This window comes from Lysobacter capsici, from assembly GCF_014779555.2.
GTDB lineage: Bacteria > Pseudomonadota > Gammaproteobacteria > Xanthomonadales > Xanthomonadaceae > Lysobacter > Lysobacter capsici.
This window is the reverse complement of sequence record NZ_CP094357.1, coordinates 2481911-2501933: the sequence shown is the minus strand read 5'-3', so window position 1 is coordinate 2501933 and position 20023 is coordinate 2481911. Positions and strand designations below refer to the sequence as shown.

20 protein-coding genes are annotated in these 20023 nt (G+C 66.8%); 8 read left to right on the top strand and 12 right to left on the bottom strand.

The window, feature by feature from the left end; genetic code table 11:
* Window positions 1–98: 98 nt before the first annotated feature.
* A complete protein-coding gene (gene ndk / locus IEQ11_RS10555) occupies window positions 99–524 on the bottom strand; it encodes a nucleoside-diphosphate kinase (protein WP_046656439.1) in 426 nt (141 codons plus the stop codon).
* Between the two features lie 434 nt (window positions 525–958).
* Here ndk and IEQ11_RS10550 point away from each other — a divergent pair, with 434 nt between their 5' ends.
* The 4 genes from IEQ11_RS10550 to IEQ11_RS10535 all read left to right on the top strand — a co-directional run bounded on the left by IEQ11_RS10550 (window position 959) and on the right by IEQ11_RS10535 (window position 6389).
* On the top strand, window positions 959–1579 hold the full coding sequence (locus IEQ11_RS10550) for a TetR/AcrR family transcriptional regulator (RefSeq protein WP_036103114.1): 621 nt from the start codon (window positions 959–961) through the stop codon (window positions 1577–1579).
* A 161-nt stretch (window positions 1580–1740) separates the two neighbouring features.
* Window positions 1741–4116 carry a 3-hydroxyacyl-CoA dehydrogenase/enoyl-CoA hydratase family protein gene (locus IEQ11_RS10545; RefSeq protein ID WP_191821002.1) on the top strand — a complete coding sequence of 792 codons (2376 nt, stop codon included), beginning with the start codon at window positions 1741–1743 and terminating at the stop codon, window positions 4114–4116.
* Between the two features lie 173 nt (window positions 4117–4289).
* Window positions 4290–5495, top strand: coding sequence for an acetyl-CoA C-acyltransferase (locus IEQ11_RS10540; RefSeq protein WP_096414331.1), 1206 nt, complete (start codon window positions 4290–4292; stop codon window positions 5493–5495).
* 159 nt (window positions 5496–5654) lie between these two features.
* Complete coding sequence (locus tag IEQ11_RS10535) at window positions 5655–6389, top strand: methyltransferase family protein (protein ID WP_198339020.1); 735 nt, start codon at window positions 5655–5657, stop codon at window positions 6387–6389.
* Between the two features lie 146 nt (window positions 6390–6535).
* Here the strand turns inward: IEQ11_RS10535 and IEQ11_RS10530 are convergent, their stop codons facing one another.
* From IEQ11_RS10530 to IEQ11_RS10520, 3 genes are all read right to left on the bottom strand, one after another.
* A complete protein-coding gene (locus tag IEQ11_RS10530; protein ID WP_036103121.1) occupies window positions 6536–6829 on the bottom strand; it encodes a hypothetical protein in 294 nt (97 codons plus the stop codon).
* Window positions 6830–6973: 144 nt separating this feature from the next.
* Window positions 6974–7330 (bottom strand): tRNA-binding protein, encoded by a 357-nt coding sequence (locus tag IEQ11_RS10525; protein ID WP_036103124.1) that lies wholly within the window; start codon window positions 7328–7330, stop codon window positions 6974–6976.
* Window positions 7327–8622: an NAD(P)/FAD-dependent oxidoreductase gene (locus IEQ11_RS10520; protein WP_191821001.1), complete on the bottom strand. Its 1296-nt coding sequence runs from the start codon at window positions 8620–8622 to the stop codon at window positions 7327–7329. Before IEQ11_RS10520 ends, IEQ11_RS10525 begins: the two co-directional genes overlap by 4 nt.
* A gap of 80 nt (window positions 8623–8702) precedes the next feature.
* Here IEQ11_RS10520 and IEQ11_RS10515 point away from each other — a divergent pair, with 80 nt between their 5' ends.
* On the top strand, window positions 8703–9164 hold the full coding sequence (locus IEQ11_RS10515) for a hypothetical protein (RefSeq protein WP_191821000.1): 462 nt from the start codon (window positions 8703–8705) through the stop codon (window positions 9162–9164).
* A 68-nt stretch (window positions 9165–9232) separates the two neighbouring features.
* Here the strand turns inward: IEQ11_RS10515 and galU are convergent, their stop codons facing one another.
* From galU to cmk, 8 genes are all read right to left on the bottom strand, one after another.
* Window positions 9233–10132 carry a UTP--glucose-1-phosphate uridylyltransferase GalU gene (gene galU / locus IEQ11_RS10510; protein ID WP_036103130.1) on the bottom strand — a complete coding sequence of 300 codons (900 nt, stop codon included), beginning with the start codon at window positions 10130–10132 and terminating at the stop codon, window positions 9233–9235.
* On the bottom strand, window positions 10132–12042 hold the full coding sequence (locus tag IEQ11_RS10505; RefSeq protein ID WP_036103132.1) for a polysaccharide biosynthesis protein: 1911 nt from the start codon (window positions 12040–12042) through the stop codon (window positions 10132–10134). Before IEQ11_RS10505 ends, galU begins: the two co-directional genes overlap by 1 nt.
* A 39-nt stretch (window positions 12043–12081) precedes the next feature.
* Window positions 12082–13083: an MraY family glycosyltransferase gene (locus IEQ11_RS10500; protein WP_191820999.1), complete on the bottom strand. Its 1002-nt coding sequence runs from the start codon at window positions 13081–13083 to the stop codon at window positions 12082–12084.
* Between the two features lie 3 nt (window positions 13084–13086).
* Complete coding sequence (gene lapB, locus IEQ11_RS10495; RefSeq protein WP_036103137.1) at window positions 13087–14262, bottom strand: lipopolysaccharide assembly protein LapB; 1176 nt, start codon at window positions 14260–14262, stop codon at window positions 13087–13089.
* Between the two features lie 2 nt (window positions 14263–14264).
* Window positions 14265–14537, bottom strand: coding sequence for a lipopolysaccharide assembly protein LapA domain-containing protein (locus IEQ11_RS10490; protein ID WP_057921454.1), 273 nt, complete (start codon window positions 14535–14537; stop codon window positions 14265–14267).
* 326 nt (window positions 14538–14863) lie between these two features.
* Window positions 14864–15166, bottom strand: a complete 303-nt coding sequence (locus IEQ11_RS10485) for an integration host factor subunit beta (RefSeq protein ID WP_036103140.1) — start codon at window positions 15164–15166, stop codon at window positions 14864–14866.
* A 208-nt stretch (window positions 15167–15374) separates the two neighbouring features.
* Window positions 15375–17063 carry a 30S ribosomal protein S1 gene (gene rpsA / locus IEQ11_RS10480; protein ID WP_036103144.1) on the bottom strand — a complete coding sequence of 563 codons (1689 nt, stop codon included), beginning with the start codon at window positions 17061–17063 and terminating at the stop codon, window positions 15375–15377.
* A 238-nt stretch (window positions 17064–17301) separates the two neighbouring features.
* Window positions 17302–17994, bottom strand: coding sequence for a (d)CMP kinase (cmk, locus tag IEQ11_RS10475; RefSeq protein ID WP_046656433.1), 693 nt, complete (start codon window positions 17992–17994; stop codon window positions 17302–17304).
* A 304-nt stretch (window positions 17995–18298) separates the two neighbouring features.
* On the opposite strand from cmk, the gene ykgO reads away from it, so the two are divergent.
* From ykgO to IEQ11_RS10460, 3 genes are all read left to right on the top strand, one after another.
* The gene (ykgO, locus tag IEQ11_RS10470) at window positions 18299–18424 is read left to right on the top strand and encodes a type B 50S ribosomal protein L36 (protein WP_010342887.1); all 126 of its coding nucleotides are present in this window, start codon (window positions 18299–18301) and stop codon (window positions 18422–18424) included.
* Between the two features lie 179 nt (window positions 18425–18603).
* Window positions 18604–18933, top strand: a complete 330-nt coding sequence (locus tag IEQ11_RS10465) for a hypothetical protein (RefSeq protein ID WP_036103150.1) — start codon at window positions 18604–18606, stop codon at window positions 18931–18933.
* A gap of 4 nt (window positions 18934–18937) precedes the next feature.
* Entirely contained in the window at window positions 18938–19975 is a 1038-nt protein-coding gene (locus tag IEQ11_RS10460) for an agmatine deiminase family protein (RefSeq protein ID WP_191820998.1), read from the top strand.
* Window positions 19976–20023 lie beyond the last annotated feature (48 nt).

The window sequence follows — 20023 nt, the reverse complement described above, 5'->3', positions numbered from 1 at the left end:
CGCGCAACGGCTTCCGTCGAGGGCGTGTCGCCGAGCAGCGGAAGGTCGTTGGCGTTGTCGCGGATATCGTTCACTGCATTGCTCGATGTGCGTGCGGCTTAGCGCGCGTACACGTCGGTGGCCGGGAAGAAGTACGCGATCTCGATCGCGGCGTTCTCCAGGCTGTCCGAACCGTGCACGGCGTTGGCGTCGATGCTGTCGGCGAAGTCGGCGCGGATCGTGCCCGGCGCGGCGTCCTTCGGATTGGTGGCGCCCATCAGGTCGCGGTGCTTGAGCACGGCGTTCTCGCCCTGCAGCGCCTGGATCATCACCGGGCCGCTGATCATGAACTCGACCAGGGCGGCGAAGAACGGGCGCTCGCGGTGGACCGCGTAGAAACCTTCGGCTTCCTGCTTCGACAGCTGCTTCATCTTGGAAGCGACGACCTTCAGGCCGGCCTTTTCGAAACGGGAATAGATCTCGCCGATGACGTTCTTGGCGACGGCGTCGGGCTTGATGATGGACAGGGTGCGCTCCAGCGCCATGGAAAGTCTCCGGGTAGGCGGGCCGCTTACGGTCGGCCCTGAGAATAACAGAAAACCCGCGACAGGACGCGGGTTTAGCCGATATGGCTCCCGTAATTCTACATGTAAAGGGCGGGAATCGGGAATGGGGAATCGGGAATCGGAAGGCCTCGCCGGGGAGATTCTGGCGCCCGCGGGACATTGCCGGCGGCCCCCATTTCGCAAAAGCCCGGAATCTAAATTTGGGGCGCCGAAGGCGACGAATACGAAAGATCGCCGCGTCCGCGCTTTTCCGATTCCCGACTCCCCATTCCCGATTCCCGGCCCCCACCGATTGACGCAGCCACACCCCGCGGACTAGCATCAAACAAGCGTTTGATTCATGCCGCCGCTTTAAGACCGGCGTCCAGGCCGGTACCCAGGCCATCCCCCGCTCCCGGAGTCCGACCGTCCGCATGACCACCACCGCTCATTTCTCGACCAAGGACCGCATCCTCGGCGCCGCCGAAGAGCTGTTCGCCCAGTTCGGCTTCACCGGCACCTCGCTGCGCCAGGTCACCAGCCGCGCCGACGTCAACATCGCCGCGGTCAACTACCACTTCGGCAGCAAGGAAAACCTCGTCAACGAGGTATTCCGCCGGCGCATGGACGAGATGACCGAGCAGCGCATGAGCGCGCTCAAGGCCGCGGTGGAGGCGCATCCGGGCGAACTCGAGCCGATCCTGGCCGCGTTCGTCCAGCCCGCCCTCGCCCTGGCCCAGGACCGCAACGGCGGCGGCGCCTTCGTGCGGGTCATCGCCCGCGCCTACGCCGAGAAGAACGACAGCCTGCGCAAGTTCCTGTCCGACCACTACGGCCACGTGCTGCGCGAATTCGCCAAGGCCATCGCCGTGGCGGTGCCGGGCCTGAGCAAGGAAGAGCTGTACTGGCGTCTGGATTTCCTGGCCGGCTCGCTGACCTACGCCATGGCCGACTTCGGCCTGATCAAGCGTCCCGCCGGTGTCACCGAGGCGGCGCATCGTGAACGCGCCGCCCGCGAACTGATCCGTTTCGCCGCCGCCGGCTTCAAGAGCTGAGCGGCGCGGGCGCCGGTCCCGGCGGGGACCGACGCCGCCGGAGTGCCCAGTGCACCGGTTCCGTAAACCCGCCCGCTCGCGAAAAGCAGATTCCCCGCCGAGCGCGTCCCTCCCCTCGCCACGTCCCAAGATTCTCGAATTCCTTCAAGGAGTTGTAGACGATGTCCAACCAATTGCTAGTCCGTCGCGCCGCGGTCCTCGGGGCCGGCGTCATGGGCGCCCAGATCGCCGCGCACCTCACCAATGCCGGCGTCGACACGGTGCTGTTCGACCTGGCCGCCAAGGAAGGCGCGCCCAACGGCATCGTCGACAAGGCCATCGCCAACCTGACCAAGCTCAGCCCGGCGCCGCTGGCCAGCAAGGCCCTGGCCGAGCGCCTGACCGCCGCCAACTACGACACCGGCCTGGAACTGCTGCGCGACTGCGACCTGGTGATCGAAGCGATCGCCGAACGCATGGACTGGAAGCAGGACCTGTACAAGAAGATCGCCGACCACGTGCCCGACCACGCCGTACTGGCCTCCAACACCTCCGGCCTGGGCATCAACAAGCTCGCCGAAGTGCTGCCGGAAAAACTGCGTCACCGCTTCCTCGGCGTGCATTTCTTCAACCCGCCGCGCTACATGCACCTGGCCGAGCTGATCCCGGCCAAGACCACCGACGCGGCCGTGCTCGAAGGCCTGGAAACCTTCCTGACCACGACGCTCGGCAAGGGCGTGGTGATCGCCAAGGACACCCCGAACTTCATCGGCAACCGCGTCGGCGTGTTCTCGATGCTGGCGGCGATGCACCACACCGAACAGTTCGGCCTGGGCTTCGACACCGTCGACGCGCTGACCGGCCCGGCGATCGGCCGCCCGAAGTCGGCGACCTACCGCACCGCCGACGTGGTCGGTCTGGACACGATGGCCCACGTCATCAAGACCATGGGCGACACCCTGCCCGACGATCCGTGGCACCAGTACTTCAAGTCGCCCAAGTGGCTGACCGCGCTGGTCGAGAAAGGCGCGCTGGGCCAGAAGGCCGGCGCCGGTTTCTACACCAAGAAGAGCAAGGACATCCTGGTGCTCGACCTGAAGGCGCAGGATTACCGCGTCTCGGCCGGCGAGCTCGATGCCGACATCGCCGCGCTGCTGAAAGAAAAGGACCCGGCCAAGAAGTTCGCAGCATTGCGCGCCAGCACCAATCCGCAGGCGCAGTTCCTGTGGGCGGTGTTCCGCGACAGCTTCCACTACAGCGCCTTCCATCTGGAATCGATCGCCGACACCGCGCGCGACGTCGATTTCGCCATGCGCTGGGGCTACGGCTGGTCGCTGGGCCCGTTCGAAACCTGGCAGGCCGCGGGCTGGAAGCAGGTCGCCGACTGGATCGCCGAAGACATCGTCGCCGGCAAGGCCATGGCCAACGCGCCGCTGCCGAACTGGGTGTTCGACGGCCGCGACGGCGTGCATAACAAGGACGGCAGCTACAGCCCGGGCCGCAACGCCCAGGTGCCGCGTTCGTCCAACCCGGTGTACGCGCGCCAGCGCTTCCCCGACGCGCTGATCGGCGAGAAGTTCTCGCAGGGCCAGACCGTGTTCGAGAACGACGGCATCCGTCTGTGGGCCGACGACGGCGACGACATCGCGGTGATCAGCTTCAAGACCAAGATGCACACGGTCAACGACCATGTGCTCAACGGCATCCAGGAAGCGATCGGCATCGCCGAGAAGAAGTTCAAGGGCGTGGTGATCTGGCAGCCGAAGGAGCCGTTCTCGGCCGGCGCGGATCTGTCCGGCGCGCTGGGCCTGCTGCAGGCCGGCGATCTGAAGGGCTTCGAGGCGATGGTCGCCAACTTCCAGGCCACCAGCCAGCGCATCAAATACTCGCTGGTGCCGGTGGTCGCGGCGGTGCGCGGTCTGGCGCTGGGCGGCGGCTGCGAATTCCAGATGCATTCGGCCCGCAGCGTGTTCGCGCTGGAAAGCTACATCGGCCTGGTCGAAGCCGGCGTCGGCCTGCTGCCGGCCGGCGGCGGTCTGAAGGAATTCGCGGTGCGCGCCTCCGAAGCGGCCGGCCCGGGCGGCGACGTGTTCGCCGAACTCAAGACCGCGTTCGAAAGCGTGGCGATGGGCAAGGTCTCGACCTCGGCCTTCGAAGCGCGCGAACTCAAGCTCGCCCGCGACGGCGACCGCGTCGTGTTCAACGCCTTCGAACTGCTGCACGTGGCCAAGGCCCAGGCGCGCGCGTTGGCCGAAAGCGGCTACCGCCCGCCGCTGCCGGCGCGCCGTATCCAGGTCGCCGGCGACGTCGGCATCGCGACCTTCAAGATGATGCTGGTCAACATGCTCGAAGGCCGCTTCATCTCGCCGCACGACTACGAGATCGCGACCCGCATCGCCACCGTGATCTGCGGCGGCGAAGTCGATCGCAACGCGCTGGTCGACGAGGAATGGCTGCTCAAGCTCGAACGCGAACACTTCGTGGCCTTGGCGCAGATGCCCAAGACCCAGGAGCGCATCGCGCACATGCTCAAGACCGGCAAGCCGCTGCGCAACTGAGAATCGGGAATGGGGAATCGGGAATCGCAGAAGCACGACTTCTTCTCCCGTTTCCCCTGCCCTGCCCCCATATAGAAAAAACCGGGAGCACGAATCGAATCGGAATGTCGCCGGGCCTTTGCCTCGACGATTCCCGACTCCCGATTCCCGATTCCCGGCTTTCGGAGAAAGCCATGAGCAAGCAAGTTCAAGAAGCTTATATCGTCGCCGCCACCCGCACCCCGGTCGGCAAGGCCCCGCGCGGCGTGTTCCGCAATACCCGTCCCGACGACATGCTCGCGCATGTGCTCAAGTCGGTGATCGCGCAGGCGCCGGGCATCGACGTCAACCGCATCGACGACGCGATCATCGGCTGCGCCATGCCCGAGGGCGAGCAAGGCATGAACGTGGCGCGCATCGGCGTGCTGCTGGCCGGCCTGCCCAACACCATCGCCGCCCAAACCATCAACCGCTTCTGCTCGTCCGGCCTGCAGGCCGTGGCGCTGGCGGCCAACGAGATTCGCCTGGGCAATTCCGACCTGATGCTGGCTGGCGGCACCGAGTCGATGTCGATGGTGCCGATGATGGGCAACAAGGTCGCGCTGTCGCCGTCGGTGTTCAACGACGACCACGTCGCCATCGCCTACGGCATGGGCATCACCGCCGAGAAGGTCGCCGAGGAATGGAAGATCTCGCGCGAGGATCAGGACGCGTTCGCGCTGGCCTCGCACCAGAAGGCCATCGCCGCGCAGCAGGCCGGCGAATTCGCCAGCGAAATCAGCCCGTATGAAGTGATCTCGCACCAGCCCGATCTGTCCGGCAACCTGATCAAGCTGCGCAAGACCCTGGTCGAACTCGACGAAGGTCCGCGTCCGGACGCGTCGCTGGAAGCCCTCGCCAAGCTCAAGCCGGTGTTCCGCAACGGCCAGTTCGGCGGCAGCGTCACCGCCGGCACCAGCTCGCAGATGAGCGACGGCGCCGCCGCGGTGCTGCTGGCCTCGGGCCAGGCGGTCAAGGACTACGGCCTGACCCCGCTCGCGCGCTTCGTCAGCTTCTCGGTCGCCGGCGTGCGTCCGGAAGTGATGGGCATCGGCCCGATCGCGGCGATTCCGAAGGCGCTCAAGCAGGCCGGTCTGACCAAGGACCAGATCGACTGGATCGAACTCAACGAAGCCTTCGCCGCGCAGGCGCTGGCGGTGATCCGCGACAGCGAGCTCGACCCGTCCAAGGTCAACCCGCTCGGCGGCGCCATCGCGCTCGGCCACCCGCTCGGCGCGACCGGCGCGATCCGCACCGCGACGATCGTGCACGGCTTGAAGCGCCGTCAGCAGAAGTACGGCCTGGTGACCATGTGCATCGGCACCGGCATGGGCGCGGCGGGCGTGTTCGAGTCGCTGTAAGCCAAGCGTGCGTCAGCGCCAGCAAAGAACCCTGGGGAAACCCGGGGTTCTTTTTGTGTCCGATTTTTCCTTCGCATCTGGCCGTATCCGCCCTGTGCCGCGCGCGACCGGCATGATGGGATGACGCGCATCGACCCGCGCCTGTTCCGGAGCCGCGCCATGAGCGAATCAGTTCTGCCTTACGCCGCCCCGGGCTGGGCCGTCGCGATGCGACGGCTCACCACCTACCTGTCGCAGGATTTCCTCGGCGGTCCGCGTCCGTGGAAACTCGCCTGGGTGGTCAATTTCCAGAAGGCCGGCACCTTCGTGTTTCTCGGCGCGTTGATCGGCTACTACCACAACACTTCGACGGCCGCCTGGATTTACCTCGCGATGCACGGCAGCTACGGCCTGATCTGGATCATCAAGGACCTGGCGTTTCCCGATCCGAGCTGGCAGGTCAAGGTGACGATCGGCGGCGGGATCAACGCGTTCGCGAGCGTGCTGGCCTGGTACTGGGTGTTCGGCTGGCTGCTGATTTCAGGCGCGTCGCAACCGGACTATCCGCTGCCGGACGCGGTCTGGTTCTGCCTGTGCATCAGCCTGTGCATGCTCGGCTGCGCGATCATGATCGCCGCCGACGCGCAGAAATACTTCACCTTGCGTTTGCGTGGCGGCCTGATCACCGACGGCATGTTCCGCTACGTGCGCCATCCGAACTATCTGGGCGAGATCATGATCTACGGCAGCTTCGCGCTGATGGTCTGGCATTGGCTGCCGGTCGTGGTGCTGGCCTGGGTCTGGCTGGGCCTGTTCGCGGTGAACATGGCGATGAAGGAGGCGAGCATGTCGCGCTATCCGCAGTGGGCGCAATACAAGCGACGCAGTTGGTGGCTGATACCGGGGCTGCTGTGAGCCGGGCCGAATCGGCCAAGCAGGCAACGGGCATCGCTTGCGCCGCGGTCAGCGCGGATGCGTACGCGCCGCTCTCATCAGGCGCGGCTTTAGTGAAGCGCGAACGACCGGGCCCGCGCGCAACCGCACGGACCCGGTTTCAAGCCTTATTTCGGGCAGGCCGTGAACTTGCCCTTGGCATCGCGGCAACGCTTGGCCTCGGCCTTCTTCGCGCAGGCGATGAACTTGCCCTTGTCGTCGCGGCAGCGCTCGGTGGCGGCCTTGGCGGGCGCGGTCTTGGTCGCGGCCGCGGCGGCGGGCTTGGTGGTCGGTGCCGGCGCCGGAGTCGACTTGGTCGTCGGCGTGGGCTGAGTGGCCGGCGCGGGTTGCGGCGCGGCGATCGCGCCCAGGCTCAGGGACAGCAGGACGGTGGCGAGCGAAACGGCGAGCGTACGGCGCATGGCGAAGTCTCCCGGGAACGCGACCGCAAGGTCGATCGCAGCGCGATGCTAGCAATCCGGACACCGTCGCTGTGTGTTGCCGGGATTAAATTTACTTAATCTGCCCGCCCTGCCCGCCGGGGTTCGACATCGGCGCTTCGCGGCTCAGGCCATCCGGGTGCCGTTCGCCACCGGCCGTTCGATCGTGGTGATGACCACGCCCTCGTCGGTCGGAAAACCGGTCAGCAGAAACTCCGACACGAACGGCCCGATCTGCTTGGGCGGGAAATTGATCACCCCGACGATCTGGCGTCCGACCAGATCCTCAGCGGCGTACAGGTGACGGATCTGCGCACTGGTCTTGCGGATGCCGTGCGGGCCGAAATCGACCCACAGTTTCCACGCCGGCTTGCGCGCCTGCGGAAATTCCTCGACCTGGGTCACGGTGCCGGCGCAGAGCACGACCTTCTCGAAATCGCTCCACTCGATCGTCGCGGTGGGTTCGGGGGTTGCCTGGCTCATCGTCTGATTCCTTCGCTCATGTCTTTCCACGCGTCCTTCCATTGCGCCCAGCTGTAGCTCAGCTGCGCCGCCAGCAGGCCGGCGGGCTTCATCGCCGAGACCAGCCCGTAATCGGACAGCTCGCGCCAGCGCTCGTCGCCCTCGGCGATCGCCGCGGCGAGCAGCTCGCCGGCGAACGTGGTCGGCGCGACGCCGTGTCCGCCGAACGCCTGCGCCAGCCACAGGCCGGGCTCGACCTGGCCGATCTGCGGCATCTGGTGGCGCGCATAACTCATCAGCCCCGACCACGCGTAATCGATGCGCGCGCCGCTCAGTTGCGGAAACACCTTGAGCAGATCGCGATACAACAGGCGTTTTACCTCGCTCGGCGAGCGATCGCGCACCGAGATGCGGCCGCCCCACAGCAGGCGCGTATCGGGCAGCGGCCGATAATAGTCGAAGGCGAAACGGGTGTCGTACACCGCCGCTTTGGTATGCAGCGCTTCGTGCAAGCGCGCGCCGAGCGGCTCGGTGACCATCACATAGGTCGCGATCGGCATCACCGCCGCGTCGACCCGGCGCCGCAGCCCCGCCAGGTAGCCGCCGCAGGCCAGCACCACCTGCTCGGCATGAATCTCGCCGTGTTCGGTGCGCACCCGCCAGCCGGCGCCGTCGCGCTCCAGCGCGAGCGCCGGGCTGCGCTCGTGCACGCGCACGCCCAGGCGCGCGGCCAGCGCGGCCAGGCCGTGCGCGTACTTCAAGGGATGAAAGTGCAAGGCCTGCGGTTCGAACAAGGCCTCGTGATAGCGCTCGCTGCGCAGCCGTTCGCGCACGCGCTCGCGCGACCACCATTGCCAGTTCACCCCGAAGTGTTCGGCCAGCAATTGCTGGCGCGAGCGCAGCACCCGCGGATCGCGGAACCAGTTCGCCCAGACGATGCCGGCCTCGACCGCGTCGCATTCGATGGCATGGCGATGGATGCGGCCGCGGATCAGCTCGACCGCGTCGGTGGTGCCCGCGTACACGGCGCGCGCGCGTTGCGGCCCCAGGTCGCGCAGCAACGCGTCTTCGCCGCGCGAGAAACCGCCGAACACGAAACCGCCGTTACGCCCGGACGCGCCGAAGCCGATCTGCCGCGCGTCGAGCAGCAGCACATCCGACAGCCCGCGCTCGGCCAGACCGAGCGCGGTGTTGAGGCCGGCGAAGCCGCCGCCGATCACGCACACGCGGGTTTGCGCCCGGCCCTCCAGCACCGGCCATTCGGGGCGGTGTTCGAGGCTGGCGCGATAGTAGTTTTCGGCGGGTATGGACATGGACGAAGCGCGGCGGTTTGATGAGGGCGGCCGAGCGCGCGCATTGCGCGGACCCGCCGCGCCGACGCCGACCACCTGCCTTGAACGATCGCAGCGAACCCATGCAGCCGAGCCGCGAAATCCACCGCGCCGACCTAGCCTACCGCAGACGCAGCCTGTGGCTGCTCGCCGCGACCGTGCTGATCTGCGCGATCGGCCTGTGGCATTGGCACGAGTGGCTGACGACGGTACGCGATCAGGTCGTCGCCAGCCCGCCCGAACACGCGCGGCGCTGGCTGGCCCAGGCGATCGTGCTCATGCTGTTGGCGCCGGTATTGCCGTTGTTCGGATGGGGGCGCGGCCTGCGTCGCCTGGGCGCGGCCGCGCGCGCGCAAGGCCGGTTTCCGCCGCGCGACTGGAAGACCTATCGCGACGTCAATGTGTTGCGCGATCGCGCCGCGCTGGATTGGTCGCGGCGCAGCGAACGCATGGGCCGGTTAGCGCAAAACGCCGCCGGAGTGTTGGTCGCGGCGGCGTTGGCGGTGTGGCTATGGTTGAGCTGAGCCGGCTGGCTCAGCCGGGCCGGTCGACATAGCCCAGTGCCACTCGATTCTCAGCGTGGCCCGCGGCCTCAGGCCAGATCTTCCACGCCCAGTTCGTTCAACGCGTTCTGCATCAACTGGCGGGCCGCGTCGCTGAGCTTTTCGTGATCGAGCGCATAACGGATGGTCGCCTCGATCAGGCCCAGGTGGGTACCGCAGTCGAAGCGGGTGCCCTGGAACCGATAGGCGTTGACGGTTTCGCGTTCGAGCAAGGTCGCGATCGCATCGGTCAGCTGGATCTCGCCGCCGGCGCCCGGCGTGGTCTTTTCCAGCAGTTCGAAAATGCCCGGGTTGAGCACGTAACGGCCGACCACGGCCAGATTGCTCGGAGCCACCTCGGGTGCCGGCTTCTCGACGATCGCGCGGATGCGGCCTTGGCGCGCGTCGAAACTGTCGGTCGCGACGATGCCGTAGCTCGCGGTCTGCGAACGCGGAACGTCCTGCACGGCGATCACGCTGGCGCCGGTGGACTCGGCCGCATCGGCCATCTGCTTGAGCGCGCCGGGGCCTCGGTTCCAGATCACGTCGTCGGGCAGCAGCACCGCGAACGGCTCGTTGCCGATCACGTCCTTGGCGCACAGCACTGCATGGCCCAGGCCGAGCGCTTCGGCCTGGGTCACGAACACCGCGCGCACGCCGGGCGGCAGCACGTTGCGGATCAGTTCGAGCTGTTCCAGCTTGCCGGAGCGTTCGAGCTTTTGTTCCAGCTCGTAGGCCTTGTCGAAGTAGTCGGCGACCGCGTGCTTGTAGCGGTTGGTGATGAACACCAGGGTGTCGCAGCCGGCTTCGATGGCTTCATCGACCGCGTACTGGATCAGCGGCCGATCGATGATCGGCAGCATTTCCTTGGGCACGGTCTTGGTCGCGGGAAGAAACCGGGTGCCGAGGCCGGCGACGGGGAACACGGCCTTGCGAATACGTGGAGGCATCAAATCTTCCTGGCGTTACGGGCGGGGAATGCCACCACCGTAGCCGACTCTTTGTAATCAGGGTGTTCACCCACCGGATGGAACTCCGGCACCGCGATGCGCAGCAACACCGCGAGCGCGTCGCGGTCGTAGCGGATCGAGGCTTCGCGCAACTGCTGCAGCGAGTGCTCCAGCGCGCTGGTCGAGACGTCGCGCGGCTCGGCCTGCAGGATCTTGGGGTGCACGGTCGGGCGATAGCGCTCGTCGGCATGGAACAGCGTCTCGTGCAGCTTCTCGCCCGGACGCAGGCCGGTGTAGACGATCGCCACGTCGCGGCCCGGCTGCTTGCCGGCCAGACGGATCATCTGCTCGGCGAGCAGGCGGATCGGCACCGGCTCGCCCATGTCGAGGGTGTAGATCGCCTCGTGGGTGCCGATCGCCGAGGCCTGCAGGATCAACTGGCAGGCTTCGGGAATGGTCATGAAGAACCGGGTGACTTCCGGATCGGTGACCGTGACCGGCCCGCCGCTGCGGATCTGTTCGCGGAACAGCGGCACCACGCTGCCGGCCGAGTCGAGCACGTTGCCGAAGCGCACGGTGACGAAGCGGGTCTTGCGCTGATCGGCCAGCGAGGTGCAGGTCATCTCGGCCAGACGCTTGGTCGCGCCGAGCACGTTGACCGGATCGACCGCCTTGTCGGTGGAGATCAGCACGAAGGTGCCCACGCCGGCGGCGCGGCAGGCGCGCGCGACGGTTTCGGTGGCCAGCACGTTGTTGCGCACCGCCTCGCGCAACTGCGCTTCCAGCAGCGGCACCTGCTTGTAGGCGGCGGCGTGGAAGGCCGCGTCGGGTTCGGCCAGCTTGAGCGCGTATTCGATCACCGCCTTGTCGCCGCAGTCGCCGAGGATCGGAATGAATTCGACGTCGGGGAAATCGCGGCGCAGCGCGGTCTCGGTGGTGACCAGGGCGAGTTCGTCGATTTCGATCAGGGCGATGCGGCCGGCGCCGTGGCGCGCGCACTGGCGGCACAGCTCCGAACCGATCGAGCCGCCGGCGCCGGTGACCAAGACCGACCGCGCGCCCAACCAGCCACGGATCGCTTTCCAATCCGGCAGGACGGGTTTACGGCCGAGCAAGTCTTCGATCGCGACTTCCTTCAACTCGCCCGGCAGCGAACGCCCTTCGAGCACGTCCTGCAGGCGCGGCACCATCCGGAACGGCACGCCGGTGCGCTCGCAGGCCATGACGATGCGCTGCATCGCATTGGCGTCGGCCGACGGCATCGCGATCACCAGCAGCTTGGCGGCGGTCTCGCGGGCGATCTCGGCCACGTCGTCGACCCGACCCAGCACCGGCACGCCCTGCACCTTGCTGCCGCGCAGACGCGCGGCGTCGTCGAGGAAACCGACCGGGTGATAGGTGCCGAAGCGGCGCAGATCGCGGACCAGCGCCTCGCCGGCGCGGCCGGCGCCGAGGATCAGGATGCGCACCGAGACCGCGTTGGCGCTGTCGATCCGGCTGTCCTTCCAGGCGCGATACAGCAGGCGCGGCGCGCCGAGCATGCCCATCAGCACCAGCGGATACAGCACCAGCACCGTGCGCGGGACCTGTTCGACGCGGTTGTACAGGAACAGGCCGAGCACGATCGCGAACAAGCCGAGCATGCAGGCCTTGAAGATATTCCAAAGATCGGGAACGCCGGCGAAGCGCCACAGGCCGCGATACAGGCCGACCTGCCAGAACACCAGGCCTTGCGCGAGCAGTACCAGGGCGATTTCGGTCGACCACAGCGGCAGCGGCGGCGGCGTGGCGGTGATGCCGAAACGCAGCTTGTGCAGCGCTTGCCAGACCAGCCAGACCATCGCGAGATCGTGCGCGACCACCGCCAATCGGGGCAGTCCGCTTTTGAGACGATCACGCCATGAGCTCATTCTTGCCTCGCCTGATAACGGGTAACGGTCGGGTATGCGTCAGCGGCCGCGACCGTCGGATCGAGTCCCGGTCTTCTGGATCAGCCACCAAAAAAAAGCGCCGGATATATACCATCCGGCCCCCATACACAGCATGAAACCGATTCGGACTTCGGTCACAAGCCGTATGGAGAGTAAGGCCAGCAGTGTGAAAACCGCATAGGCAAGGGTCACGCGTGTGTGCCCGATGTGCCTCGCCCAGACCTGATAAGCATGCTGAGTGTGCGGGGTCCACCAACGCTCACCGCGCCTCACCCGCCGCAGCAAGGTCAGCGAGGAATCGATCATGAATGCGGCCAGCGGGATCATCGCCATCACCAGGCCGGTGGTCAGCCCACCCTGTGAACGCAGCCCCAGCATCCCTGCGCTGACCACGGTCAAGGCGGCCACGGCGTAGCCGATCGCGCCGCTGCCGACATCGCCCATGAAGATCCGCGCGCGCGGGAAATTGAACGGCAGAAAGCCCAGGCAGGCCGCCATCAAGGCCAGCGCCAGCCAGTTCCAGACCGCGCCGCCCAGGCCGACCAGGGCGAACCCGACCAGCGCCGCCTGCGAGGCGGCCAGGCCGTTGATCCCGTCCATGAAATTCCACACGTTGGTCAGGCCGACCGCGAGCACGAACGCGGCCAGCGCCAGCCACACGTCGCCGAGCACCGACCAGATCGCGAAGCCGAACACCGCCGCGGCCAGCGCATGCACGCCCAGCCGCAGCCACGGCGACAGCGGCCGGTGATCGTCGACCCAGCCGATCGCCGCGACCATCAGCAGGCCCAGCGCGAACGCCCACACCAGCGGCGCGTGCGAGGGAAACCGAATGCCCAGCGCGACCGCGGCGATCAGCACCGCCGCGACGATGGCGATGCCGCCGCCGCGCGGGGTCGCCTCGCTGTGGCTGCGGCGTTCGCCGGGCTGGTCGATCATGTTGCTGCGCAATGCGTACACGCGCGCCAGCCAGGTCCCTGCCGCGCCCAGCGCCGCATAGATCGCGATCCACTGCCACATGCGTCAGACCACCGCGTAGTTCAACAGCGGCTTGATCGTGCCCCACTCCTTGCAGCTCGGGCATTGCCAGTGGTGGCTGCGCGCGCCGAAGCCGCAGCTCTTGCAGCGGTAGCTCGGGTTGCGCACCAGCAATTGGTCGGTGATGTGCTTGAGATCGTGCAGGGTCGCCAGCGGGTCGGCGTTCTCGGCGATGGTCAGATCGATCAGCGCCGCTTCGCCGCGCACCGACGGGCGGTCCTTGAGCTGCCGCGCCAGGTAGGCGCGCGCGGCCGGCACGCCGTCCTCGGCCTCGACCATGCGGGTCAGCGCCAGCACCGGGGCGATGCCGCGGTAGTGCTCGCACATCTCGGCCAGGAACGCGCGCGCGCCGGTGGCGTCGCCGTCGCGCTCGTAGCAGCTGAGCAGGGACGGCAGCACTTCGGGCAGGTAGTCCGGATCGGCGCGGGCGACCCGCTCGAACGCGCGGATCGCGGCCGGATCGTTGCCGGCCTCGACCTCGACCCGGCCCTCGAGCATGCCGGCGCGCACCGAGTTGGCGTCTGCCTCGTAGGCGCGCTTGATCGCGGCGCGCGCGGCCTCGCTGTCGCCGGCGGCGCGATGGCGATCGGCCAGTTCGCATTCGAACTGGGCGATCAGCTTGCCCATCGGCTCGCCGGTCGCCGCTTCGTAGCGCCGGGCGTTCTCGATCGCCTTGTCCCAGTCGCGCTCGGATTGGTAGATGCCGATCAGATGACGCAGCGCCAGCGGCGCCAGGTCCAGCGCGACCAGATCGCTGAACACGGTCTCGGCGCGGTCGAGCAGGCCCGAGCGCATGTAGTCCTCGCCCAGCGCCAGCAGCGCCTGCACCTTCTGCTGATCGCTCAGGCCCGGCCGCTGCACCAGCGCCTGATGCAACCGGATCGCCCGGTCGACCTCGCCGCGGCGGCGGAACAGATGACCGAGCGCGACCTGGGTCTCGAAGGTGTCTTTATCGAGCTCGGCGATATGCAGGAAGATCTCGATCGCCTTGTCGGGCTGTTCGTTGAGCAGGTAGTTGAGGCCGCGGAAGTAAGTGGTGGACAGGCGGCTGACCTGGTTGTCACTGTGCCGTTCGCCGCCGCGCCGGCCGACCACCCAGCCGCTGACCGCGGCGATCGGCAGCAACAGAAAGAACCAGAACCACTGGCTGATGAATTCCATGCTCAGACCTCGGGACCGGCGATCGTGGGCGGCGCCACGGTGGTGCGCTGCGCGCGGGCGAGCCGGCGGCGCAACGGCAGGACCACGCTGGCACTGATCGCCAGGCCGCCGATCAGCGCGCCGATCAGCAGCGCCACGATCAGGGCGATGCCGAGCGAGGTCGCCGGGATGAAGCCCACGCCCAGATCGATGCTGACGATCTGGCGATTGAGGGCGCCGAGAATCGCCCCTGCCGCGAGGCAGACCAGGGCGATGAGAAGGCGGATCACGCGCATGGGGGTTTCCAACGGTCTTGCACGGTCTCGTGCGTGTCGGCCCTAGCTTAACGGACGCGCACGCGCGCGGCGTGTGGGCCTGGGGGGCAGGAACGAGTTTAGAGGAGTGAGGAGTGAGTCAGGGCGCGGGCGCCCGCCTCTCGGCCGGTGCGGCCGGAACCGGAAAAACGAGTTTAGAGAAGTGAGGAGTGAGCCGGGGCGCGATCGCCCTGCCCCCTCGGCCAGTGCGGCCGGTACATACAAATAATCGGGAGCGGACCGGCGGCGAAGACGCCACTCGTTCCTCACTCCTCAAGGCGGCGCAGCCGCCACTCATTCCTGAACTTTCAGCTTTCCTCGTCCAACGGCGTAACGCCGCTGACGCGCTCGCGCAATTCCTTGCCGGGCTTGAAATGCGGGACATGCTTGCCGGGCAGCGCGACCGATTCGCCGGTCTTGGGGTTGCGGCCCAGGCGCGGCGGACGGTAATGCAGCGAAAAACTGCCGAAGCCGCGGATCTCGATCCGCTCGCCGGCCGACAAGGCGCCGCCCATCATTTCCAGTAATGCCTTCACCGCCAGATCCACATCGTCGCCCTTGAGATGGGCCTGACGCTGCGAAAGGATCTCGATGAGCTCGGACTTGGTCATGCGGAGTGTTGCCTGGCCTTATGAAGGTCGTTGAAGAGTGCCTGCGACATCGCGGAACGCCGCGATCCCCTGCCGCAGACCGAAGACGGCCGGCGTGGCCGGACCGTCCCGGTGTCGCATCGCGGCCGGCGCTGGGCCGGACCGCGACGCGGATACCGCCGGCCGGGACGAATCCCGGCCGTATTTCGATGGAACGTAAAGCCCGCGATTACTCGGACTTGCCGCCCAGACGCTCGCGCAGCAACGCGCCGAGGCTGGTGGTGCCGCTGGAGGCTTCCGAAGCGCGGTGGTTGTAGTCCGACAGCGCTTCCTGCTGCTCGGCTTCGTCCTTCGCCTTGATCGACAGCTGCATGCTGCGGCCCTTGCGGTCGGTGCCGATGATCTTGGCTTCGACTTCCTGGCCGACCTTGAGGTACGTGGAGGCGTCTTCGACGCGTTCCTTGGCGATGTCGCGCGCGGCGACGTAGCCCTCGATACCATCGGCCAGTTCGATCGTGGCGCCCTTGGCGTCGACTTCCTTGACCACGCCCTTGACGATCGAGCCCTTGGCGTTGGAAGCGACGTACTGACCCATCGGGTCCTGCTCGAGCTGCTTGACGCCGAGCGAGATGCGCTCGCGCTCCGGATCCACGGCCAGGACCACGGCTTCCAGCGTGTCGCCCTTCTTGAAGTTGCGCACGATGTCTTCGCCGGTGGTGTTCCAGCTGATGTCCGACAGGTGCACCAGGCCGTCGATGCCGCCGTCCAGGCCGATGAAGATGCCGAAGTCGGTGATCGACTTGATCTGGCCTTCGACCTTGTCGCCCTTCTTGTGGATGGCCGCGAAGGTCTCCCACGGGTTCGAGGTGACCTGCTTCATGCCCAGCGAGATACGACGACGCTCTTCATCGACGTCGAGCACCATGACCTGAACTTCATCGCCGACCTGCACGATCTTGGACGGGTTGACGTTCTTGTTGGTCCAGTCCATTTCGGACACGTGGACCAGACCTTCCACGCCCGGCTCGATCTCGACGAACGCGCCGTAATCGGTGACGTTGCTGACCTTGCCGAACACGCGGGTGTTGGCCGGGTAGCGACGGGCGATGTTGTCCCACGGATCCTCGCCCAGCTGCTTGAGGCCGAGGCTGACGCGGTTGCGCTCGCGGTCGTACTTGAGCACGCGCACGTCGAGTTCCTGGCCGACTTCGACCACTTCCGACGGGTGACGCACGCGCTTCCACGCCATGTCGGTGATGTGCAGCAGACCGTCGATGCCGCCCAGGTCCACGAACGCGCCGTAATCGGTGAGGTTCTTGACCACGCCCTTGAGGATCGCGCCTTCCTGCAGCTTCTCCATCAGCTGTTCGCGCTCGACGCTGTACTCGCTCTCGACCACCGCGCGGCGGGAGACGACGATGTTATTGCGCTTGCGGTCCAGCTTGATCAGCTTGAACTCGAGTTCCTTGCCTTCCAGGTAGGCGGAGTCGCGCACCGGGCGCACGTCCACCAGCGAACCGGGCAGGAAGCCGCGGACATCCTTGATGTCGACGGTGAAACCACCCTTGACCTTGCCGCTGATGCGGCCGGTGATGGTCTCGTTCTTTTCGAGCGCCTCTTCGAGCTCGTCCCACACCATCGCGCGCTTGGCCTTCTCGCGCGACAACACGGTTTCGCCAAAGCCGTTCTCGATCGAGTCGAGTGCGACCTTGACCTCGTCGCCCACGGCAACGTCGATCTCGCCGGCGTCGTTACGGAACTGTTCGATCGGCACAATGCCTTCGGACTTCAGGCCGGCGTTGATCACCACCACGTCGCTGCGGACTTCCACAACGGTACCGGTGACGATGGCGCCCGGCTTCAGCTTGGCCAGGTATTGCTGGCTGGCTTCGAACAGTTCGGCAAATGATTCGGTCATTGGATTGAATATCTCGGTTGAACACACGGGCCGCACCGTTTGACATCGTTGCCGTCGTGGCAACGCAAGCAGAACGTGGTCGACCCACCCGTTATGTGGCGCGATGGAACTGCACCATGTGTTGTTGGTTGATCCGCCGCAGGATTGCGACGGGGTTTTTGTTGCTGAGATTTTTTGTGAAACGTTTGTTGCGTATCTCTGCCGCGGACGATCGGCTCGCGCCGTGCTCGATGGCCGTTCAGCGCGCAGGCAACAAAGCCAGCACCTGTTCGACTACCGTGTCGATTCCCAGACCGGTGGTATCGATGCGGACGGCGTCTTCAGCCGGTCGCAAGGGAGCCACCGCGCGCTGGGCATCGCGGGCGTCGCGGGCCAAAATCTCCCGCAGCAGACCGTCCAAGGTAACGCAAACCCCTTTGTCTTTCAACTGCTTATAGCGCCTTTCCGCCCGTTCGTCGGCGCTGGCGGTCAGGAAGACCTTGAACGGGGCGTCCGGGAAGATCACCGTGCCCATGTCCCGTCCGTCGGCGACCAGGCCCGGCGCCTGCCTGAATGCGCGTTGGCGATCCTTGAGCGCGGCCCGGACTTCCGGAATCGCGGCGATCGCCGAGGCGGCCGCGCCAGCGGTCTCGGTGCGCAGCTCGTCGGTGGCGTCCTGCTCGTTGACCAGCACCCGAAGCTCGCCGGACGGGTCGTCGCGGAAGCCGATGCGGGTGTCGAAGGCGCAGCGGACCAGGGCGGCCGGGTCGGCCAGGTCCAGATCGGCCCAGCCGGCGGCGACGCCGACCGCGCGGTACAGGGCGCCCGAATCCAGGTAATGCCAGCCCAGGCGCTGGGCGACCAGGCGGCTGATGGTGCCCTTGCCCGAGCCCGAGGGCCCGTCGATGGTCAGGACGGGAATGGTGCTGCTGTCAGAGGATGCATTATTCATGCGTCCTATTATGCGGGGGCTGGAAGCGGTTTCGGTCCGCCTCGACCTGACGCGATCCGGGCCCGAGCGACGGATCGGCCCCCGCATCCTCGGCTCCGAGGCCGTCCGCCGGCACGCGACGGCCGGCCGGCCGAACCGCCGCCGACAGCGCAATTGGCCCCTGAATTGAGCGTATCGCTCCGCCCCGCTCGCGCCGAGTGAATTTTTTCCCTGCAAGCGCTTGATCGGACGAAGATTTATCCGGTACAATCGCGGGCTAACTTTTCCACCCCGTTTCTTTCACCTATTTTTGCCGAGGTCTGTCATGAAGGTCCTGTCCTCCCTGAAGTCGGCGAAGGCCCGTCACCGCGACTGCAAAGTCGTCCGCCGCCGCGGCAAGGTCTTCGTGATTTGCAAGTCGAACCCGCGTTTCAAGGCGCGTCAGCGCTGAGACCCGCCTGCGGCCCAACCGGCCGCATGAGGTTCAAGTCGAAAGCCGCCGCGAGGCGGCTTTCTTCGTTCTCCCACCCCTCGCGCCCAACCGCTTCGCAAAAACGTGACGGCCGCACGCTGCCGTTAAGCGTCACCTTGTGCCTAGAATCCCGCGTCCTTTGACGAGGTGGATTTGCCATGAAACTGCGCATTGCCGTTGCACCCCTGCTTGCCCTGCTCGCCCTGTCCGGCGCCGCCTCGGCCGAGACCCTGTTGATCGAGCGCGTGCAGCAAGAGGGCAAGGCCCTGCTGCCGGTGCGCGGTCAAGGCATGGACCAGGTCAAGGCCCGCTACGGCGAGCCGACCCAGCGCCTGGAAGCGCGCGGCGGTCAGAAGCGGCAGTGGCCGCAGATCAACCGCTGGGTCTATCCGGCCTTCACCGTGTATTTCGAGAAGAGCCGGGTGATCGACGTGGTGGCGAACAAGGCCGATGCGAACGAAGTCGGGCCGAAACCGCCTATCCTTTGAGGTTATGACTAACAACGCATTGCGCTTCCCCGCGGAGTGGGAACCCCAATCCGCGGTCCTTATCGCGTGGCCGAACGCCGACACCGACTGGGCCGATCGCCTGGGCGAGGTCGAGGAAACCTATATCGCCCTGGTCGCAGCCATCACCCGCTTCCAGCCGGTGCTGATCTGCGTGGCCGACGACGACGTGCAGGCGTATGCCCGCGCGCGCCTGTCCTCGGCGCGGATCGACATGGGCGCGGTGCGTTTCATCGACGCACCCTACGACGACACCTGGCTGCGCGACTCCGGGCCGATCACGCTCAAGGCCGGCGACGGCTTCCGCCTGCTGGATTTCCGCTTCACCGGCTGGGGCGGCAAGTTCGACGCCAGCCAGGACGATCTGCTGGTGGAACGGCTCAGCGATCAGGGAATCTTCGCGAACAGCGAGCGCCAAAGCATTGATTTCGCTTTGGAAGGCGGCGGCATCGAGACCGACGGCGCCGGCACCTTGCTGAGCACCTGGCAGTGCCTGCACGAGCGCCACCCCGACGCCAGCCGCGAAGACATCACCGCCAAGCTGTCGGCCTGGCTGCATCAGGACCGGGTGCTGTGGCTGGACCACGGCTACCTGGAGGGCGACGACACCGACGCCCACATCGACACCCTGGCCCGCTTCGCCGCGGTCGACGCCATCGTCTACCAGGGCTGCGACGATCCTTCGGATTCGCATTACGACGAACTGCAGGCCATGGCCGCCGAGCTGGCCGCCCTGCGCACCCGCGACGGCCAGCCGTACCGCCTGTTCGCACTGCCGTGGGCGCAGCCGATCATCGACGAAAACCGAAGGCTGGCGGCCAGTTACGCCAACTTCCTGATCGTCAACGGCGCCGTGCTGATGCCGGCCTACGGCGACGCCCGCGACGGCGAGGCCCAGGCGGTGCTGGCGCAGGCCTTCCCGGATCGCGAGATCGTCGCCGTGCCCTGCCGGCCGTTGATCTGGCAGAACGGCAGCCTGCATTGCGTGACCATGCAGTTGCCGCGCGGCGTGGTGGCGGGCTAGGTCTCGCTTCGTCCTCAGCCAACGCAGACATCGGCCGCCGCTTCGGCG

Excerpts from the sequence above, each read along its gene's own strand:
- ndk (WP_046656439.1), bottom strand. The coding sequence starts at position 524 with ATGGCGCTGGAGCGCACCCTGTCCATCATCAAGCCCGACGCCGTCGCC.
- IEQ11_RS10550 (WP_036103114.1), top strand. The coding sequence starts at position 959 with ATGACCACCACCGCTCATTTCTCGACCAAGGACCGCATCCTCGGCGCC.
- IEQ11_RS10545 (WP_191821002.1), top strand. The coding sequence starts at position 1,741 with ATGTCCAACCAATTGCTAGTCCGTCGCGCCGCGGTCCTCGGGGCCGGC.
- IEQ11_RS10540 (WP_096414331.1), top strand. The coding sequence starts at position 4,290 with ATGAGCAAGCAAGTTCAAGAAGCTTATATCGTCGCCGCCACCCGCACC.
- IEQ11_RS10535 (WP_198339020.1), top strand. The coding sequence starts at position 5,655 with ATGAGCGAATCAGTTCTGCCTTACGCCGCCCCGGGCTGGGCCGTCGCG.
- IEQ11_RS10530 (WP_036103121.1), bottom strand. The coding sequence starts at position 6,829 with ATGCGCCGTACGCTCGCCGTTTCGCTCGCCACCGTCCTGCTGTCCCTG.
- IEQ11_RS10525 (WP_036103124.1), bottom strand. The coding sequence starts at position 7,330 with ATGAGCCAGGCAACCCCCGAACCCACCGCGACGATCGAGTGGAGCGAT.
- IEQ11_RS10520 (WP_191821001.1), bottom strand. The coding sequence starts at position 8,622 with ATGTCCATACCCGCCGAAAACTACTATCGCGCCAGCCTCGAACACCGC.
- galU (WP_036103130.1), bottom strand. The coding sequence starts at position 10,132 with ATGCCTCCACGTATTCGCAAGGCCGTGTTCCCCGTCGCCGGCCTCGGC.
- IEQ11_RS10505 (WP_036103132.1), bottom strand. The coding sequence starts at position 12,042 with ATGAGCTCATGGCGTGATCGTCTCAAAAGCGGACTGCCCCGATTGGCG.
- IEQ11_RS10500 (WP_191820999.1), bottom strand. The coding sequence starts at position 13,083 with ATGTGGCAGTGGATCGCGATCTATGCGGCGCTGGGCGCGGCAGGGACC.
- lapB (WP_036103137.1), bottom strand. The coding sequence starts at position 14,262 with ATGGAATTCATCAGCCAGTGGTTCTGGTTCTTTCTGTTGCTGCCGATC.
- IEQ11_RS10490 (WP_057921454.1), bottom strand. The coding sequence starts at position 14,537 with ATGCGCGTGATCCGCCTTCTCATCGCCCTGGTCTGCCTCGCGGCAGGG.
- IEQ11_RS10485 (WP_036103140.1), bottom strand. The coding sequence starts at position 15,166 with ATGACCAAGTCCGAGCTCATCGAGATCCTTTCGCAGCGTCAGGCCCAT.
- rpsA (WP_036103144.1), bottom strand. The coding sequence starts at position 17,063 with ATGACCGAATCATTTGCCGAACTGTTCGAAGCCAGCCAGCAATACCTG.
- cmk (WP_046656433.1), bottom strand. The coding sequence starts at position 17,994 with ATGAATAATGCATCCTCTGACAGCAGCACCATTCCCGTCCTGACCATC.
- ykgO (WP_010342887.1), top strand. The coding sequence starts at position 18,299 with ATGAAGGTCCTGTCCTCCCTGAAGTCGGCGAAGGCCCGTCACCGCGAC.
- IEQ11_RS10465 (WP_036103150.1), top strand. The coding sequence starts at position 18,604 with ATGAAACTGCGCATTGCCGTTGCACCCCTGCTTGCCCTGCTCGCCCTG.
- IEQ11_RS10460 (WP_191820998.1), top strand. The coding sequence starts at position 18,938 with ATGACTAACAACGCATTGCGCTTCCCCGCGGAGTGGGAACCCCAATCC.